At 71.9% G+C, this 16,984-nt stretch carries 18 protein-coding genes; 8 read left to right on the forward strand and 10 right to left on the reverse strand.

The window, feature by feature from the left end; all coding sequences use genetic code 11:
- Positions 1-45: 45 nt before the first annotated feature.
- The 3 genes from ACFV46_RS04120 to hemL form a co-directional block, all read right to left on the reverse strand.
- Positions 46-1,368, reverse strand: a complete 1,323-nt coding sequence (locus tag ACFV46_RS04120) for a hypothetical protein (protein WP_385496943.1) — start codon at positions 1,366-1,368, stop codon at positions 46-48.
- A gap of 135 nt (positions 1,369-1,503) precedes the next feature.
- Positions 1,504-2,190, reverse strand: coding sequence for a histidine phosphatase family protein (locus tag ACFV46_RS04125; protein ID WP_361925790.1), 687 nt, complete (start codon positions 2,188-2,190; stop codon positions 1,504-1,506).
- Between the two features lie 65 nt (positions 2,191-2,255).
- Complete coding sequence (gene hemL / locus ACFV46_RS04130) at positions 2,256-3,590, reverse strand: glutamate-1-semialdehyde 2,1-aminomutase (RefSeq protein ID WP_361925451.1); 1,335 nt, start codon at positions 3,588-3,590, stop codon at positions 2,256-2,258.
- A 603-nt stretch (positions 3,591-4,193) separates the two neighbouring features.
- Here hemL and ACFV46_RS04135 point away from each other — a divergent pair.
- Positions 4,194-4,631: a hypothetical protein gene (locus tag ACFV46_RS04135; protein ID WP_003974483.1), complete on the forward strand. Its 438-nt coding sequence runs from the start codon at positions 4,194-4,196 to the stop codon at positions 4,629-4,631.
- 87 nt (positions 4,632-4,718) lie between these two features.
- Here ACFV46_RS04135 and ACFV46_RS04140 read toward each other — a convergent pair whose 3' ends face one another.
- The 5 genes from ACFV46_RS04140 to ACFV46_RS04160 all read right to left on the reverse strand — a co-directional run bounded on the left by ACFV46_RS04140 (position 4,719) and on the right by ACFV46_RS04160 (position 9,361).
- Positions 4,719-6,185 (reverse strand): ATP-binding protein, encoded by a 1,467-nt coding sequence (locus ACFV46_RS04140; protein ID WP_385496944.1) that lies wholly within the window; start codon positions 6,183-6,185, stop codon positions 4,719-4,721.
- The gene (locus ACFV46_RS04145; protein ID WP_361925447.1) at positions 6,186-6,914 is read right to left on the reverse strand and encodes a response regulator transcription factor; all 729 of its coding nucleotides are present in this window, start codon (positions 6,912-6,914) and stop codon (positions 6,186-6,188) included. It lies immediately after the preceding gene.
- A gap of 95 nt (positions 6,915-7,009) precedes the next feature.
- The gene (locus tag ACFV46_RS04150) at positions 7,010-7,609 is read right to left on the reverse strand and encodes a CE1759 family FMN reductase (protein ID WP_361925445.1); all 600 of its coding nucleotides are present in this window, start codon (positions 7,607-7,609) and stop codon (positions 7,010-7,012) included.
- Positions 7,606-8,706 (reverse strand): LLM class flavin-dependent oxidoreductase, encoded by a 1,101-nt coding sequence (locus ACFV46_RS04155; RefSeq protein WP_361925443.1) that lies wholly within the window; start codon positions 8,704-8,706, stop codon positions 7,606-7,608. The genes ACFV46_RS04150 and ACFV46_RS04155 overlap by 4 nt, the downstream gene beginning before the upstream one ends.
- Before the next feature lie 64 nt (positions 8,707-8,770).
- Positions 8,771-9,361, reverse strand: coding sequence for a TIGR03086 family metal-binding protein (locus tag ACFV46_RS04160; RefSeq protein ID WP_361925441.1), 591 nt, complete (start codon positions 9,359-9,361; stop codon positions 8,771-8,773).
- Between the two features lie 62 nt (positions 9,362-9,423).
- Here ACFV46_RS04160 and ACFV46_RS04165 point away from each other — a divergent pair, with 62 nt between their 5' ends.
- Complete coding sequence (locus tag ACFV46_RS04165) at positions 9,424-10,275, forward strand: DUF6597 domain-containing transcriptional factor (RefSeq protein WP_385496946.1); 852 nt, start codon at positions 9,424-9,426, stop codon at positions 10,273-10,275.
- Here ACFV46_RS04165 and ACFV46_RS04170 read toward each other — a convergent pair.
- Positions 10,272-10,733, reverse strand: coding sequence for a hypothetical protein (locus ACFV46_RS04170; RefSeq protein WP_385496947.1), 462 nt, complete (start codon positions 10,731-10,733; stop codon positions 10,272-10,274). The genes ACFV46_RS04165 and ACFV46_RS04170 overlap by 4 nt on opposite strands.
- Positions 10,734-10,844: 111 nt before the next feature.
- Between ACFV46_RS04170 and ACFV46_RS04175 the strand changes: the two genes are divergently transcribed.
- The 3 genes from ACFV46_RS04175 to ACFV46_RS04185 all read left to right on the forward strand — a co-directional run bounded on the left by ACFV46_RS04175 (position 10,845) and on the right by ACFV46_RS04185 (position 12,166).
- Complete coding sequence (locus ACFV46_RS04175) at positions 10,845-11,180, forward strand: YnfA family protein (protein ID WP_385496948.1); 336 nt, start codon at positions 10,845-10,847, stop codon at positions 11,178-11,180.
- Between the two features lie 84 nt (positions 11,181-11,264).
- Positions 11,265-12,044: an SDR family NAD(P)-dependent oxidoreductase gene (locus ACFV46_RS04180; RefSeq protein WP_376728905.1), complete on the forward strand. Its 780-nt coding sequence runs from the start codon at positions 11,265-11,267 to the stop codon at positions 12,042-12,044.
- Positions 12,041-12,166, forward strand: coding sequence for a hypothetical protein (locus ACFV46_RS04185; protein ID WP_361925433.1), 126 nt, complete (start codon positions 12,041-12,043; stop codon positions 12,164-12,166). Before ACFV46_RS04180 ends, ACFV46_RS04185 begins: the two co-directional genes overlap by 4 nt.
- A gap of 21 nt (positions 12,167-12,187) precedes the next feature.
- Here ACFV46_RS04185 and ACFV46_RS04190 read toward each other — a convergent pair whose 3' ends face one another.
- On the reverse strand, positions 12,188-13,381 hold the full coding sequence (locus ACFV46_RS04190) for an RtcB family protein (protein ID WP_385496950.1): 1,194 nt from the start codon (positions 13,379-13,381) through the stop codon (positions 12,188-12,190).
- A 216-nt stretch (positions 13,382-13,597) separates the two neighbouring features.
- Here ACFV46_RS04190 and ACFV46_RS04195 point away from each other — a divergent pair, with 216 nt between their 5' ends.
- The 3 genes from ACFV46_RS04195 (at position 13,598) to ACFV46_RS04205 (ending at position 16,937) form a co-directional block, all read left to right on the forward strand.
- Positions 13,598-14,425 (forward strand): DUF3558 domain-containing protein, encoded by an 828-nt coding sequence (locus ACFV46_RS04195; protein WP_385496951.1) that lies wholly within the window; start codon positions 13,598-13,600, stop codon positions 14,423-14,425.
- Between the two features lie 137 nt (positions 14,426-14,562).
- Complete coding sequence (locus tag ACFV46_RS04200) at positions 14,563-15,453, forward strand: DUF3558 family protein (RefSeq protein WP_361925428.1); 891 nt, start codon at positions 14,563-14,565, stop codon at positions 15,451-15,453.
- Positions 15,454-15,620: 167 nt separating this feature from the next.
- Entirely contained in the window at positions 15,621-16,937 is a 1,317-nt protein-coding gene (locus ACFV46_RS04205; protein WP_361925427.1) for a DUF2637 domain-containing protein, read from the forward strand.
- Positions 16,938-16,984 lie beyond the last annotated feature (47 nt).

Genomic DNA, 16,984 nt, shown 5'->3' on the forward strand with positions numbered 1-16,984 from the left:
TACGGGGGATCTTGCGCACCCCCCTCTCGGGCGTAAAACCGCATATCAGGCAGCGTTCGCCGACCCGGTGGAGGAGGTGCCGGACGGAGTGCCGGTGCCGCTCGTGGCGCCGCCCTTGGTGAAGGCGCTCCAGCCTCCGGCGGGCTTCTGCCCGACCTCCAGCGTGCGCAACTTGTCGAGAATGTCCGGCTTCTGGACGTCCAGCCAGTCCACGAACTGCCGGAACGAGACGAGCCGGACGTCGCCGCCCTTCTCCTTCTCCCGCGCCATGTGCTTGAGCGCCTCCTCGACGGCGTCCATGTAGATGCCGCCGTTCCACTGCTCGAAGTGGTTGCCTATGAAGAAGGGTGCACGATTCGTTTCGTATGCCCGCTTGAATCCCTGGATGTACGCCTGCGTCGCCTGCTTCCGCCAGGCCGGGTGGCGGTAGCTCGGGGCGTTCGTCGAGTTGACCGACTGGTTGGCGAGCATGTTGTAGTCCATCGACAGGACCTCGAACGAACGGCCGGGGAAAGGTATCTGCTGGAGCGGCAGGTCCCAGAGCCCCTTCCTCTTCACCGGCCACACCTGACGGCCGCCGGGCGAGGAGGCGTCGTAGCGCCAGCCCAGCTCACGGGCGGTGGGCAGCAGGTTGTCCTGGCCGAGCAGACAGGGCGTACGGCCGCCGACCAGCTCCTTGTCGTAGTCGAACGGCAGGGAGGGCAGCTCGGTCCAGCCGGAGTTGGTGCGCCACTCCTTGACGAAGGACTTGGCCTGGTCGATCTCGCTGCGCCACTGCTGCGGGGTCCAGTTGCCGACGGTGCCGCTGCCGCCGCAGAAGTGCCCGTTGAAGTGGGTGCCTATCTCGTGCCCGTCGAGCCAGGCGCGCCGCACGTTCTTCAGCGTCTGCTTGATGTGGTCGTCGGTGAGATAGCCGATGTCCGAGGCGCCGCGCGGGTTGTTCGGCGGTTCGTAGAGCCGCTTCTTCGACTCGGGGAGCAGATAGAGCCCCGAGAGGAAGAAGGTCATGTGCGCGCCGTGCTGCTCGGCGAGGTCCAGGAAGCGCGGGAAGAGGCCGTTGCCGACCTCGCCGGCCCCGTCCCAGGAGAAGACGACGAACTGGGGCGGCTCCTGACCCGGCTCCAGCGGCACCGGCGTGTCCGGCTGGTGGGGCTGCTTGCCGGTGTGGGAGGTGGAGCCGTCGCCTATCGGGCGGGCGCGGTCGGCCTGCGAGTCGTGCCGGTTGTCCTTGGGAGTGCCGGAACCGCCGGAGCCCGGCGTGTCCTTCGACCCGTCGGACGAGGTGGACGCGCCGCACCCCGCGAGTGTGAGGGCCGCGGCGGCTCCCGCGCCGAGTCCGATGACTCCCCGTCGGCTGATGTCGCGCATGGCTGCCCCGTCCGTCGTGCTGCTGAGCTGGTCACCCAGTCAGAGGGCACGACGAACGGGACGGTTCCCGCCCGCCCTGTGGAGGAATCGCGAGCAATGTCACCCCTGCGCCGCGAGGGTGACATCGGCCACTGGTCAGGCGCCGAAACCCTTGCTCTGCCCCTGCGCCGGCCTGGCCCCGGCCCGCAGATGCTCGGGGACGAGGTCGATCGCCGGCTCGGAGTAGCCGACGGAGACGATCCGGTCGCCCTGGTAGGTGAAGGACGTCAGCGACGCGAGCGTGCACTGGCGCTTGCGCGGGTCGTGCCACAGCCGCCGCTTCTCGACATGGCTGCGCACGATCCAGATCGGCAGCTGGTGGCTCACCAGCACGGCCTCGTGCCCGCGCGCGGCGTCCTTGGCGGCGTCGAGCGCGCCCATCATCCGCTCGACCTGCTCGACGTACGGCTCGCCCCAGGACGGCTTGAACGGGTTGACCAGGTACTTCCAGTTCGCCGGCCGCTTCAGCGCCCCGTCGCCGACGCCGAACGTCTTGCCCTGGAAGACGTTCTCGGCCTCGATGAGCCGGGCGTCGGTCGCGAGGTCGAGCCCGTGCGCCTTGGCGATCGGGGTGGCGGTCTCCTGGGCGCGCTCCAGCGGGGAGGCGCAGACGTAGGTGACGTCCCGGTCGGCGAGGTGCTCGGCGACCCGGTCGGCCATCTGCCTGCCGAGCTCGGACAGGTGGTAGCCGGCCAGGCGCCCGTAGAGGACGCCGTCCGGGTTGGCCACCTCGCCGTGCCGCATGAGGTGGACGACGGTGATGTCGCTGCTGCTGTCGGTCATCGGTGTCCCGGAGTGCTCGGGGGTGGGCGTGTCGTCGCGGGCGGTGTCGTCGCGGGGGGTCTCGCTCATTCCGCCGTGGCCTCCGCCGCCGCTCGGGCCGCCGCCGGGAGGGCGTCGGCGATCCGCTGGACCGCCCGCTCGTCGTGGGCCGTGGACACGAACCAGGACTCGAACGACGAGGGGGGCAGGTAGACGCCCTGCGCCAGCATGGAGTGGAAGAACGCGGTGAAGCGGAACGACTCCTGGCGCTTGGCGTCCTCGTAGGTGCGGACCTCGCGGTCCGTGAAGAAGACGGAGAACATGTTGGAGGCGTTCTGCAGCCGGTGCGCCACGCCCTCCTTGGTGAGGGCCTCGGTGACCAGGCCCTGGATGGTCCTCGACACCTCGTCGATCGTGTCGTACGCGGCCTCGTCGAGGAGGCGCAGCTGGGCGAGACCGGCGGCCGTCGCGACCGGGTTCCCGGACAGCGTGCCGGCCTGGTAGACGGGCCCGGCGGGGGCGAGGTGCTCCATGACGTCGGCGCGTCCGCCGAACGCGGCCGCCGGGAACCCGCCGCCCATGACCTTGCCGAAGGTCATCAGGTCGGGCTTGACCCCGTCCACGCCGTACCAGCCGGCGCGGCTGGTACGGAAGCCGGTCATGACCTCGTCGGAGATGTACAGGGCGCCGTTCTTGCCGCAGGCGTCCTTCAGTCCCTGGTTGAAGCCGGGCTGCGGCGGGACGACGCCCATGTTGCCGGGGGACGCCTCGGTGATGACGCAGGCGATCTCGCCGGGGTAGCGGTGGAACGCCTCGTGCACCGACTCCAGGTCGTTGTACGGCAGGACGATCGTGTCGCCGGCCTGGGCGCCCGTGACACCGGGGGTGTCCGGCAGGGCGAACGTGGCGACGCCCGATCCGGCGGCGGCGAGCAGCGAGTCGACGTGCCCGTGGTAGCAGCCGGCGAACTTGATGACCTTGGTGCGCCGGGTGAACCCGCGGGCGAGACGGATCGCCGACATGGTGGCCTCGGTGCCGCTGGAGACCAGCCGCACCTGCTCCAGGGGCTCGATCCGGGCGACCATCTCCTCGGCGAGCGCGACCTCGCCCTCACCGGGCGTGCCGAAGGAGGTGCCGCGGGCGACGGCCTCCTGCACGGCGGCGATCACCTCGGGGTGGGAGTGCCCGAGGATCATCGGCCCCCAGGAGCAGACGAGGTCGACGTACTCGCGTCCGTCGGCGTCGGTCAGGTACGGGCCGCTGCCGGACACCATGAACCGGGGCGTACCGCCCACCGCGCGGAAGGCGCGCACCGGGGAGTTCACGCCGCCGGGCGTCACGGCGGCCGCACGGTCGAACAGCGCCTGCGAGGCGGGCGCATCGTATGGATAGGGCGTTCCTGAAGAGGGCGCTTCGCTCATGACCTGCGACTACTCCGACCTTTTCCGACTGTCTGAGAGGGTCCGGGACTCCGGTTGCCTGTGACCTCCTCAGGGTAGGCCAGGGCCCACCGGCGGCCGCGAGCCGCCACCGGCGCGCGAACGGCCCTCCCCGGCGCCCGCGTCCCTCCCCGACCCCCGCGTCCCTCCGTACCCCCTCGTCGCCGACGGGTGATCTGCGAGACTGGGCGTGATACACACAGCTCATGCGGGCCGTGGTGATCGGGGACCGGGAACATCTCGCGCAGAGGTGTTTCGCCGCACGTTTCGGCGAGCGGCCGTGGGGGAGGTCACTGACACGATGATCGGGTTGCGCGGCGGGCGCCACGCGTCCTAGAACAGCAGTCGGGTGGAGATATGCATCGCGGTGGCGGACTGGGCGAGGGGACCGACGACCTGGGTCCTCGACGTGCCCGGCGGGGAAGGCACCGACGCGACGCGGAGGATTCGAACGAAGTACGCCAGGGACACGTTGTACCAGGTATGCCAGATGCGACGGGTGTACCGAGTGAGCACGAGCCGTTCGACCGGCGGATCGACAGCCGGGTCGACCGTCTGAGGGCGGGGAGCAGGAATGGTGGTCGGGTGGGGGTGACGTACAAGTACTTCGGCGCTCCGGACGGCGCGACCGCGGCCCGCGTCCCGATCTCGATGCGCCCCGAGGAACTCGGCGGCGACGAACTGGGCATGAACGGCATGTTCACCAAGATCAAGCCGGAGACCATGGCGGCCATGGTGCTGACCGGCATCGAAGGCGTGCCCCTGCACAAGGTGCCGCCCCTGGAGCTGGTCGTCCTCCACCCCGACTACGCCGTGGTCAAGCTGCCGATGACGGTCGTCGACCCGCTGCGCGGCATAGGCGAGGAGGCGGTGGGCGCGGCGGCCTTCATCTGGTCCACGGTCCCGGACCGCGGCGGCCCCCGCGACGCGTTCAACGTCTACCAGCTGCTCCACGAGTGGCAGGACTTCAGCCATCGCCTCCACGAGGCGGGCCACCAGCCGTACTGCCTGGTCTGGCCCTGACCCGGCCCTCCCACCCGACGGGCGGGGTCCTCGGACCTCCTCAGACCCCGCCCTGCGCGTACGGGCCTCTGAACGGCCGGTGACTCCTCACGGCACCTCCCGCGCCGTCCCCGTCCGGCCCTCCCCCGCCCGCCCCGCAGTAAAGCCGATCGCCGTGCCGCCGCCCTCGCGGTGGAAGGCGAACGGGGCGCCGCCGTGGGCGAGGGCCACCTCGCGGACGATCGACAGGCCCAGGCCCGACCCCGGCAGGGACCGCGCGTCGGGGGCGCGGTAGAAGCGGTCGAAGACGCGGAGCAGGTCGTCGTCGGCGATGCCGGGGCCGCGGTCGAGGACCTCGACGCGGACCGTGCCGGGGCGGGCCGGTCCGGCGACGCCGATCTCGATGGGCGAGGTGCCGTCGCGGTCGAACTTCGCGGCGTTCTCGACGAGGTTGGTCAGGGCGCGCTGGAGCATGCCCGGCCGCCCGGTGAGGGTCGTGTCGCCGCAGGCGCGGACCTCGATCCGGCGTCCGGTGCGCCGCCGCGCGAGCACGGCGACGTCCTCGGCGATCTCCGCGAGGTCCACGCGCTGCGCCGGCTCGGTGTCGGACTGCCCGGCGGCCAGGTCGACCAGCTCGTTGACCAGGTCGGTCAGTTCCCGGGCCTCCTGGCCCAGGTCGGCGACCAGCTCCTCGCGGGCGCCGGGCGGCAGTTCGTCGATGCGGCGCAGCAGGGAGATGTTGGTGCGCAGCGAGGTGAGCGGGGTCCGCAGCTCGTGCCCCGCGTCCTGCACGAGGCGCCGCTGGTCCTCCTCCGACTGCGCGAGCCGGCCCAGCATGCGGTCGAAGGCCCGGCCCAGCCGGCCGACCTCGTCGTACCCGGTGACGGGGACCTGGATGCCGAGGCGGCGGGTGCGGGCGACATCCTCGGCGGCGTCGGTGAGGACGACGAGCCGGCGGGTGATGCGCCGGGCCAGCCACCAGCCGAACAGCCCGGCGAGGACGACGATGGCCGACATCAGCAGCAGGGTCCGCTGCTGAAGGGCCCGCAGCAGGTCCTCGGTGTCGCTGAACTCCTGGGCGATCTGCACGGCGCCCCGGCCGCCGCCGAGCGCGACGGTGGCGACGCGGTAGACGTCGCTGCCGACGTCGACGTCCCGGTGCTGGATCATCCGCCCGGCGACCGGGGCGGCCGCCACACGCCGGTCGGCGGCCTCGACGGGCAGCCCGGGGTTGCCGGGGTCGACGACGGCCCCGTCGGGCCCCAGCACCTGCACATCGGTGCGGGCGGGCCGTACCAGGTCGTGGCCGGGCGCGGAGGAGGAGAAGTCGTCCGGTGCCATCGCCCGCTGCCGCACCTCGCCCCGCAGGTCCTGCACGACCTCGTCGAAGACGCTCTCCTGGTCCACCCGCACCAGGCGGGCCGCCGCCGTGTAGGAGAGCAGGCCGACCAGCAGGGTGACGACGGCGGTGACGGCGGCGAAGGACACCGCGAAGGTGCCGCGCAGGGAGAGCAGTCCGGTACGCCGGCGTCCGGTCAGCAGCCGTGCGAGCCGGCGGCGGGCCCGTCCGCGCACTCAGTCCTCCCGCAGCACGTAGCCGACGCCGCGCACCGTGTGGATGAGCTGCGGGGCACCGGGCTCGTCGAGCTTGCGGCGCAGGTAGCCGACGTAGACGGCGAGGTTCTTGGAGCCGGGGCCGAAGTCGTAGCCCCAGATCTTGTCGTAGATGGTGGCGTGGTCCAGCACGATGCCGGCGTTGCGCACGAGCAGTTCCAGCAGCTCGAACTCGGTGCGGGTCAGCTCCAGCTCGCGCTCGCCCCGCCAGGCGCGCCGCGCCTGCGGGTCCATCCGCAGCCCGGCGGCCTCGATGAGCCGCCCGGTGGCGTCGGCGGGGGTCTGCCGGGGTGCTTCGGCGGGGGCCGCGGCGCCGTTCGTCTCACCGCTGCGGCGCAGCAGGGCGCGCAGCCGGGCGAAGACCTCCTCGACGTCGAAGGGCTTGACGACGTAGTCGTCGGCGCCCGCGTCCAGGCCGGCGATGCGGTCCTGGGTCTCCACGAGCGCCGTGAGCATGAGGATCGGTGTGTTGTCGCCCTCGGCGCGCAGCACCCGGCACACCTGGAGGCCGTCGATGCCGGGCATCATCACGTCGAGGACGAGCACGTCCGGAGGGGTGCGGTGGGCCTGGGCCAGCGCCTCGACGCCGTCGGCGACCGCGGTGACCCGGTACCCCTCCAGGGTCAGGGCGCGCTCCAGCGCGTTGCGGATGGCGCGGTCGTCTTCGGCGAGGAGCACAGTGTGGGCCACGCCTTCATAGTGCCAAGGCTCCGGGCCCCTGCGCGGTGAGGGGGCGCCTGCGGTCACCCTTCTTACTGGGATCTCACGGTACGGGCGCCCCGGCCTCAGCCGCCGGAGCGGTCGGCCACGGCGGCCAGCTGCTCGGCGAACGGCACCACGGTGAAGGTGTCCGGGGCCGCCCGCCGCGTCCCGGCCAGGCCCCGCATCAGTGCGGCCAGCTCGCCCGCGGCCCGCTCGATCCGTCCGTCCAGGCCCTCGGCGCCCCAGTCCTCGGAGGCGGCGTACACGCCGGTCGGGACGACGACGGCCTTGAGGTGGGCGAAGAGCGGGCGCAGCGCGTGGTCGAGGACGAGCGAGTGCCGGGCCGTGCCGCCGGTCGCGGCGATCAGCACGGGCACACCGGTGAGCGCGTCCTTGTCGATCACGTCGAAGAAGGACTTGAACAGGCCGCTGTACGACGCGGAGAACACCGGGGTGACGACGATCAGGCCGTCCGCCGAGGTCACCGCGTCGATCGCGGCAGCCAGCCGGCGGCCCGGGAAGCCGTTGGTGAAGTTCTGCGCGATCTCGACGGCGAGTTCGCGCAGCTCGACGATCTCGACGTCCGCCTCGGCCTGCCGGCCGGCCGCGGCGGCCAGCCGGTCGGCGAGGAGCCGGGTGGAGGAGGGGACGCTCAGTCCCGCGGACACGACGACGAGCCTCATGCGACGGTCACCTCTTCCGATTCCGACGTCCGGCGGGCCAGCAGGGAGGCGTGGGTGGGCGCGTCCGGCACCCCGGCCGGGCGCCGGGCGGCGAACTCCTTGCGCAGCACGGGCACGACCTCCTCGCCGAGCAGGTCGAGCTGTTCCAGGACGGTCTTCAGCGGCAGCCCGGCGTGGTCCATCAGGAACAGCTGGCGCTGGTAGTCGCCGGCGTAGTCGCGGAAGGCGAGCGTCTTCTCGATCACCTGCTGCGGGGAGCCGACGGTCAGGGGCGTCTGCTCGGTGAAGTCCTCCAGCGAGGGCCCGTGGCCGTACACCGGCGCGTTGTCGAAGTACGGGCGGAACTCGCGGACCGCGTCCTGGGAGTTCTTCCGCATGAACACCTGGCCGCCGAGGCCGACGATCGCCTGCTCCGGGGTGCCGTGCCCGTAGTGGGCGTACCGGCTGCGGTACAGCTCGACCATCCGCTTGGTGTGGTCGGCGGGCCAGAAGATGTTGTTGTGGAAGAAGCCGTCACCGTAGTAGGCGGCCTGCTCGGCGATCTCCGGGGAGCGGATGGAGCCGTGCCAGACGAAGGGCGGCACGCCGTCCAGCGGGCGGGGCGTGGACGTGAAGCCCTGGAGCGGGGTGCGGAACTTCCCCTCCCAGTTCACGACGTCCTCGCGCCACAGCCGGTGCAGCAGGGCGTAGTTCTCGATGGCGAGGTTGATGCCCTGGCGGATGTCCTGGCCGAACCAGGGGTAGACCGGGCCGGTGTTGCCGCGGCCCATCATGAGGTCCATCCGGCCGTCGGCCAGGTGCTGGAGCATCGCGAAGTCCTCGGCGATCTTCACCGGGTCGTTGGTGGTGATCAGCGTGGTGGACGTCGACAGGACCAGCCGCTCGGTGCGGGCCGCGATGTAGCCGAGCATCGTGGTCGGCGACGACGGCACGAACGGCGGGTTGTGGTGCTCGCCGGTCGCGAAGACGTCCAGGCCGACCTCCTCCGCCTTCAGGGCGATGGCGACCATGGCCTTGATGCGGTCACGCTCGGTCGGTGTACGGCCGGTCGTGGGGTCCGGCGTGACGTCGCCGACGCTGAAGATCCCGAACTGCATGGTCGCTCACCCTCCAGGTTGTTTATGGTTCAACTATACCCGGAGAACGGTGACCCCCCTCGGGCTATTCCCAGCGTGGATCCCGGCCCGTGCGCGCCAGCAGCCGGTCGAACGCGCCGGCCCCCTCGGGCGCCGGCACCGGCTCCCCGAACACCCCCATCGCCCGCGCGGTCGGCTCCAGCGTCGCCACCGCCCCCTCCAGCTCCGCCAGGACGGCCTCGTCGCAGCCCGGGAAGTCCTGGCCCGTCGCCCGCGCCAGATCCCACGCGTGCACGGTGAGGTCCAGCAGCGCCATCGCGCCGACCAGACGCGCGGGCAACCCCATCCCGCCCGTCGTCCCGTCCTCGGCGCCCGGCGCCGACCAGACCGCCGCCGTCCGGCGGGCCTCGTCCGCCAGCCGCTCCCGCCACGCGGGCTCGGAGCCCACCAGATCGGGCGTCTCCCCGAAGTCGGCCGCCTCCCGCACGGCCAGCCGCTGGAACTGCACGACCACCTGGAAGAGATGGTTGACCAGCGCCTTCACGTCGTACTCGGCACACGGTGTGCGCGCGGCGAGCGCCCCGTCGGGCACGGCCCGCACCACCGGCACCGCCCGCTCGCACGCCCGGTCCAGCAGCTCACCGATGCCGTACGTCTTCACCCTGTTCGCGTCCATGCCCCGACCGTAGGGACACCGGGGGCCGCCCTTCTTGAACAAACGCGACGTACGATCCGGCCATGGAGGCACCCCGCCACGACACCCGGGGGATCGTCGACCCGTCCGGGCTGCTCAGCCGCGTCCGGTTCCGGCGCCACACGCCCGCCGAGCCGCTGCGCCGGTACGTCGAGTGGTACTGGCTGATCGACTGGGACCTGCCCGGTCCCTACGCCTCCCACGTCGTCCCGCACCCGGCCGTGAACCTCACCTTCCAGTGGGACGAGGACGAGGGCCCGCCCTACGCCGAGCTGACCGGCGTCGCGCTCGGCCTCTACACCCGCAAGCTGACCGGCCGGGGCCGCGTCTGCGGCGTGAAGTTCCGGCCCGGCGGCTTCCGGCCCCACGCCCCCGCGGCGCCGGTGTCCGCCTGGACGGACCGGGTCCTCCCCGCCGCCGAAGTCTTCCCCGGCGCCACCGGGGACACCGCCCGCACCGTCGTCGGCGCCGCGCGGGACGAGGACCGGGTGGCCGCCCTCGACGCCTTCCTCCTCGCCCTCCCCCGGGACCCGGACCCCCGGGCCGACCTCGCCGTCGACCTGGTCGCGCGCATCCGCGCCGACCGCTCCATCCGCCGGGTCGCCGATCTCGCGCGGGACCACGGACTGTCGGTGCGCGCCCTGCAACGGCTGTTCTCCGCGTACGTCGGCGTCAGCCCCAAGTGGTGCATCCTGCGCTACCGCATCCACGACGCTCTCGACCACGCCGGCACCCGTACCGGCGTCGACTGGGCCGCACTCGCCCACGAACTCGGCTACGCGGACCAGGCCCACCTGGTACGGGACTTCACGGCGACGGTGGGCGTCCCGCCGACGGCGTACGCCCAGGCCGAACGCGAGGACGACCAGGACGCCCGGGACGACCCAGACGCCTAGAAGGCGTATGCGTCCCCGGTCTCCAGCACCAGCACCCGCTGCCCGGCGCCCGCCCGGTCGCCGTCCGCCAGGGTGGCGAACTCCAGCCGCACCTCGGGCGACGCCTGCCGCAGCCGTACCCGCAGCACGACCGGCTCCCCGACGCCGTCCGCCTCCAGCGGCCCGACCCGGCACACGACCGCCCGCTCCTCGGCCCGCGCACACGACGGCGGCAGGACCTGGCCGTCGGCCAGCGGCTCCGACCAGCGCACGCGCACCACCGACTCCGGTACGGCCGCCGGGCCGTGGTTGTGCGGGGTGAACCGCACGCCGACCAGACCGCCGGAGAGCACGGCCGAGCCGTGATAGGCGACCTCCGCGCCGGCACCCCACGGCGCGGCCGGTGCCGGAGCCGTCCCGCCGGCCGCCGCCAGGACCGCCGTCGCACCCACCACGACACCACGCGTCGACCACGTCATGTCCGCTCCTTCCACCGAGGTCGAAGCGATGTATCCCCCGCGGCGCGGCGGGCAGGCGCCGTCCAACAGGTGACATGAGGGGCCGTGCGGCGGCGTGCGAAGCTGGCGGCCATGCTGATCCTTCGCTCCGTCGCCCTGTTCGTGCTCGCCGCGCTGTTCGAGATCGGCGGCGCCTGGCTGGTGTGGCAGGGCGTACGGGGACACCGGGGCTGGGTCTGGATCGGCGCGGGCGTCCTCGCCCTCGGCGCCTACGGCTTCGTCGCCACCCTCCAGCCCGACGCCCACTTCGGCCGCATCCTCGCCGCGTACGGCGGGATCTTCGTCGCCGGCTCACTGGCCTGGGGCATGGTCGCCGACGGCTACCGCCCGGACCGCTGGGACGTCACGGGGGCCCTGATCTGCCTGGCCGGCATGGCCGTGATCATGTGGGCCCCGCGAAACCAGTAGGTGCCTCCGGTTCCGGCCCGCCTATCCTGGCCGGACCGTCTTTCGAGGCCGGCAACCCGTCCGCGTACGCCCGAGGAGCAGTCCATGGCCACCGCCGCACCGTCCGCCGCCTCCCGCATCGCCGTCGTCACCGGTGCGAGCAGCGGGATCGGAGCCGCCACGGCACGGCAGCTGGCCGCCGCCGGCCACCGCGTGGTGCTCACCGCCCGCCGCAAGGACCGGATCGAGGCGCTGGCCGAGGAGATCACCGCGGCCGGCCACTCCGCCACCGCCTACCAGCTCGACGTCACGGACCGCGCGGCCGTGGACGAGTTCGCCTCCGCCTTCCGGACCGTCGGCGTCCTCGTGAACAACGCGGGCGGTGCCCTCGGCGCCGACCCGGTGGCCACCGGCGACCCGGACGACTGGCGCACGATGTACGAGACGAACGTCATCGGCACCCTGAACCTCACCCAGGCCCTGCTCCCCAAGCTGGAGGCGAGCGGCGACGGCACCGTGGTGGTCGTCTCCTCCACCGCCGGTCACGCCACGTACGAAGGCGGCGCCGGATACGTCGCGGCCAAGCACGGCGCGCACGTCCTGGCCGAGACCCTGCGCCTGGAGATCGTGGGCAGGCCGGTGCGGGTGATCGAGGTGGCCCCCGGCATGGTGCGGACCGAGGAGTTCGCGCTGACCCGCTTCGGCGGCGACGCCGAGAAGGCCGCGAAGGTCTACGAGGGCGTGGCCGAGCCCCTGACCGCCGACGACGTCGCCGACACGATCACCTGGGCGGTCACCCGCCCCAGCCATGTGAACATCGACCTGCTGGTGGTCCGCCCCCGCGCCCAGGCGTCCAACACCAAGGTGCACCGGGAATCCCGGTGACCGGCACCGGCAAGGACCCGCACGACGAACGCCAGATGTGGTGGTGGCTCGGCTACTTCCTCTTCGGCATCCACATCGTGGCCTTCGTCATGATCTACGCGGTGACCCACGCGCCCGAGTAGGCGGTGGGTCCCCGCGTCCGGTCAGCCCTTGACGCAGACGACCTGCTTCAGCTTCGCGACGACCTCCACGAGGTCCCGCTGCTGGTCGATGACCCGCTCGATGGGCTTGTAGGCGCCCGGGATCTCGTCCACGACACCGGAGTCCTTGCGGCACTCCACGCCCCGTGTCTGCTCCTCCAGGTCCTTCGTCGAGAACCGCTTCTTCGCGGCGGTCCGGCTCATCCGCCGACCGGCCCCGTGCGAGGCGGAGTTGAAGGACAGCGGGTTCCCGAGGCCCTTCACGATGTACGAACCCGTCCCCATGGAACCGGGGATGATGCCGTAGTCGCCGGAGCCGGCCCGGATCGCGCCCTTGCGGGTCACGAGCAGGTCCATGCCGTCGTAGCGCTCCTCGGCCACGTAGTTGTGGTGGGCGCTGATCTCGGGCTCGAAGGCCGGCTTGGCCTTCTTGAACTCCTTGCGGACGACGTCCTTGAACAGGGCCATCATGATCGTGCGGTTGTACTTGGCGTACTCCTGCGCCCAGAACAGGTCGTTGCGGTACGCCGCCATCTGCGGGGTGTCCGCGACGAAGACGGCGAGGTCGCGGTCGACCAGGCCCTGGTTGTGCGGGAGCCTCTGCGCGACGCCGATGTGGAACTCGGCGAGTTCCTTGCCGATGTTCCGCGAACCGGAGTGCAGCATCAGCCACACGGCGCCCTCGGTGTCGGTGCACAGCTCGATGAAGTGGTTGCCCGATCCGAGCGTCCCCATCTGCTTCGTCGCCCGCTCCTCGCGGAACTTCACCGCGTCGGCGACCGTGCCGAACCGCTGCCAGAAGGCGTCCCACCCGGCCGTGCCGAAACCGTGCAGCCGCGCCGGGTCGACGGGGCTGTCGTGCATGCCCCGGCCCACCGGGATCGCCTGCTCGATCTTCGAGCGCAGCCGCGAGAGGTCTCCCGGCAGGTCGTTCACCGTCAGGGACGTCTTCACCGCCGACATCCCGCAGCCGATGTCCACGCCGACCGCGGCCGGGCACACGGCCCCGCGCATCGCGATGACGGACCCGACCGTCGCGCCCTTGCCGTAGTGCACGTCCGGCATCACGGCGAGGCCCTTGATCCACGGCAGCGTCGCGACGTTCCGCAGCTGCTGGAGAGCGGACTCCTCGACCGTCGCCGGGTCGGTCCACATCCGGATGGGTACCTTCGCACCCGGCATCTCCACGTACGACATCTCGCCCTCAACCCCCTGGAAACCACATACAAGTCTGAAATAGCAAAACTGGCGCCAAGGTCGACGAAATGGGACAGCGGACCGGCGTTCACAGCAGTGCGTGCGATACACATTGTCTGCAGGGGGCGCCCCCGCGCGGCAAGCGATTAACCAGCGGGGACACTGAAGGACCGGCGAACACACCGGCCACACCGCACCGTCGAGAGGAGCCTCACCGTGCAGCGGAAGGCGTACGTATCCGGCGTCGCCGCGCTCCTCGCGGTGCTGCTGGCCGGCTGCACCGGCGGCTCCGGCGAGGGCGGCGCCACCGACGACTCCAACCCCGGCGACTCCGGCACGGCGAGCGCGGTGGCCGAGCCCGGCCGGTACCGCAACCTGCCCGAGCCCTGCGGCACGGTCGGCGAGGAGACCCTCGACGAGCTGCTGCCCGGCATACGGGAGATGACCGACGAGAAGCGCCGCGAGAAGGCGTACGAGGGCACCCCGACCCTCACCTTCGACACGGACCGCAAGGTCGGCTGCCGCTGGAAGGTCGAGTCGGCGCAGGCCACCGACCACCTCTTCGTCAACTTCGAGCGCGTGGTGGCGTACGACTCCGCGACCAGCGACGACAGCGAGGCGGAGCGGCTGTTCGCGAGGCAGCGGGACGCCGCCGACCTGCCCGAGCCGGTGAGCACCGTGACGCCGGGCGCCGAGGTGACCGGGTCCTCCTCGCCGTCGCCGTCCGGCTCGTCCTCGGACTCCTCCTCGGCGTCCTCCTCTCCGTCCTCCTCCGCCTCCGCGTCCGGCGGCACCCCGCCCGAACTCCAGCCGCGTGTGCTGGAGGACCTCGGGGACGAGGCGTTCCTCGACGACGCGCTCAACACGTCCGGTTCGACGGCCCAGCAGCGCAAGGTGACTGTGGCGTTCCGCACGTCCAACGTGATCGTCACGATCGAGTACGAGGAGCAGCCGATGACCGTCGGCGCCGTGCCCGACAGCGAGGAAATGCAGGACAGGGCCCAGAAACTGGCCGCGCAACTGGCGGACGCGCTGGGCGACTAGCGCCGTCCTCGCACCCCTTCGCCCCCTCCCGCGACGTAACCGAAACGAGACCACACACCTTCTTCACCGCGTACCGTGGCCCCTCGGACCCGATCCGACCGCAGGAACCACGAGTGGCAGTCATGAGTGAAGGAACCATGCAGCGAGCAGCGATGCGAGATCAGCTTGACCGGCGTGACCAGCGTGAGCAGCGGGCGAAGGGTCTGCGCCGGGCCCTTGTCTGCGCCGCGGCCGTCCCGGTGATGCTGGTGGCCGCGGGCTGCTCCTCGGACTCCGGTTCCGGCGACAAGGCGCCCGAGGGCAAAGACGGCGGGGCGACGTCCTCGGCGTCGTCGCCGGCGAGCGCGTCGCCGACCGTGCAGGCCGCCGCGTACAAGGCGCTCCCCGAGGCGTGCAAGGTGCTGTCCGAGAAGACGCTGGACGACCTGGTGCCGAAGGCCAAGTCCGGCAAGAAGGGCTCCTCCGACGACACGTCGACGCGGGGCTCCTGCTCCTGGAGCAGCCTCGACAACAACGGTGTGAAGGGCTCCCAGTTCCGCTGGCTCAACGTCTCCCTGCTGCGCTTCGAGTCGGACGCCTCGCGGGGTGCGGGCGACAAGCTGGCGCAGGAGTACTACCGGGCGCAGGCGCAGGACGCCCGGTCGGTGACCGGCGCGAAGAACACCAAGTCGGAGCCCGTGCAGGGCGTCGGCGACGAGGCGACGGCGGTGCGCTACGACCTGAAGAAGAAGGAGGGGTCCTTCAAGCAGGAGACGGTCGTGGCACGCACCGAGAACGTCGTGGTCACCGTCGACTACAACGGCGCCGGCCTGGCCGGTGAGAAGACCCCGGACGGCGACAAGCTGAACAAGCTGGCGCAGAAGGCGCTCAAGGAGGCCGTCGCGGCGGTCGCGAAGGCCAACGGCGCGGGCGGCGACGCGGGCACGCCGAGCAGCGCCCCTTCGAAGCCGGCGTCGAAGTCTCCCTCGGCCAAGCCGTCGAAGGACGCGTCGCGCTCCCCCTCCCCGTCAGCGTCGAAGAAGAGCTGACTGTCACACCCCGCCCACCGCTGCGTCACAACACGCAGCTCAGCGGGGGACGTTGACCGGGCCCGGTTCCCCTCGGGGACCGGGCTCGTGCCGGTCCGGGGGCACGGGCACCGTCCGGATGTGCCACTCTGTTGCGCGCAACAACACGCATGGGGAGGGGAGTACGAGTGGCCGGGCCACCGCAGCTGACTCGGATGCACCGCGTTCTCATCGGCGTGGTCGTCTTCGGCGCCCTGATCATCGCCGGTATCGGCTTCGCCGGTTCGTACGCGGCCGTCCGCGAGCTGGCCATCGAGAAGGGCTTCGGGAACTTCAGCTATGTGTTCCCGATCGGCATCGACGCGGGCATCTGCGTCCTGCTGGCCCTGGATCTGCTGCTGACGTGGATCCGCATCCCCTTCCCGCTGTTGCGCCAGACGGCCTGGCTGCTGACGGCCGCCACGATCGCCTTCAACGGCGCAGCGGCCTGGCCGGACCCGCTGGGCGTCGGTATGCACGGCGTCATCCCGATCCTGTTCGTCGTGTCGGTCGAGGCGGCGCGGCACGCGATCGGCCGCATAGCCGACATCACGGCCGACAAGCACATGGAGGGCGTCCGCCTCACCCGGTGGCTGCTGTCGCCGGTGCCGACGTTCCTGCTGTGGCGCCGTATGAAGCTGTGGGAGCTGCGCTCCTACGAGCAGGTGATCAAGCTGGAGCAGGAGCGGCTGGTCTACCAGGCGCGGCTGCGCTCGCGCTTCGGTCGCGCCTGGCGCCGCAAGGCCCCGGTGGAGTCCCTGATGCCGCTGCGGCTGGCGCGGTACGGCGTCCCGCTCGCGGAGACCGCTCCGGCGGGCCTGGCGGCGGCGGGCATCGAGCCGGCGCTGCTGCCCCCGGCGCCCGCGCAGGCGCAGGCGCGGGACGCGGTGCCCGCGGCGGCCGGTCCGGCGGCCCTGGGCGGCGCGGAACGTCCGGCGGTGGCCGCCTCCATCCCCCGGCAGGCGGGCCCCGTGGACGAGTTCCCGCACCCGGCGGGACCGCCGGAGCCCGAGCCGGAGTATGTGCAGGACTGGTTCAACACGCCCCGGCAGGTCGAGTACCACGGCGGCTACGACGCCCAGTACGACCCCCAGGGGCACCTGGAGGACTGGTACGCGGAGCAGCAGCAGGCCGATCAGTACCGCGACCAGTACGAGGAGGAGCCTCCGCTTCAGGAGCCCTCCCCCGAGGACACGGGCACGTTCCCGATCCCGGTGACGTCGGCCCGTACCCGGCAGCTCGGCGAGGGCGGCGGCACGCCGGCCCCGGAGCCGTCGGAGGAGGACTACTACCAGGTCTTCCGGGAGTCGATAAAGGGCGGGAACGGGGCGCCGACCCCGCGCGGTTTCATCGCCGACGTCGAGGCGACCTACGGCGTGAAGCTGGACGAGGCGGAGGTCAAGCGCATGATGAACCGCTTCTCCAACCGGCTCAACGCGGAGCTGACGGACGAGCACATCGCCTGAGCCGCCCGCCTGCTCAGGACATGGAAGAGGGGCCCTCGATCCCGAGG

The sequence above is a fragment of the Streptomyces sp. NPDC059852 genome (assembly GCF_042731455.1).
Taxonomy (GTDB): domain Bacteria; phylum Actinomycetota; class Actinomycetes; order Streptomycetales; family Streptomycetaceae; genus Streptomyces.